Here is a 568-nt window from a genome sequence, read left to right on the forward strand (position 1 = left end):
TAAGTGACGGATACTTGAAGGAAAATAAATTCAGCTATACTTATAGAGATAATTATTTAAAGAAAAAGCTTCATAGAGTTTATATTTAAGGCAGTACCCAAGTATACAGAAAGATACTCAGATACTGCCTTTTCAATTTGTGCAGCATGCTCGTGCAACAAAAAAGAAACTAATCGGTTTTATACAATATACCTATCGATCTTTTTTATTTTCTATATTGTCCAATTTAAGAACCCATGCATAATCACAAGGTAATTCATCTGCGTACAGAGAAGGCATTGTGATTTCAAGATCATTACCTTTTTGTTTCCAAAGGACTTTTTTATCTGATCCTAATAAAGCAATCTTAGTCTTATTCCTTGTTTGAACGTTTTTCAACACAATTTTATTTTTAGGATATTGAGGTAAAATAGCGTATACGTTTTCTCCCTTTTGGGTGAAAAAAACTTCTTTTACCGCATATCCGGGCTCCGGATCGACTGTCTGTTTCAATATAGCATCTCCACTGACATAATGCTTTTCTTTTGATTTCCACTCCCTGTTACCTTTAGTCCATTGGCATGAACGG

At 33.6% G+C, this 568-nt stretch carries 1 protein-coding gene; it reads right to left on the bottom strand.

The annotated features are described in order from the left end of the window. Positions 1 to 192: 192 nt before the first annotated feature. The coding region (locus JZY04_RS21070; RefSeq protein WP_304524027.1) for an alpha-L-fucosidase C-terminal domain-containing protein at positions 193 to 568 on the bottom strand (376 nt) is incomplete at its 5' end.

The organism is Bacteroides sp. 11BF (assembly GCF_019633765.1).
Lineage (GTDB): Bacteria > Bacteroidota > Bacteroidia > Bacteroidales > Bacteroidaceae > Bacteroides > Bacteroides hominis.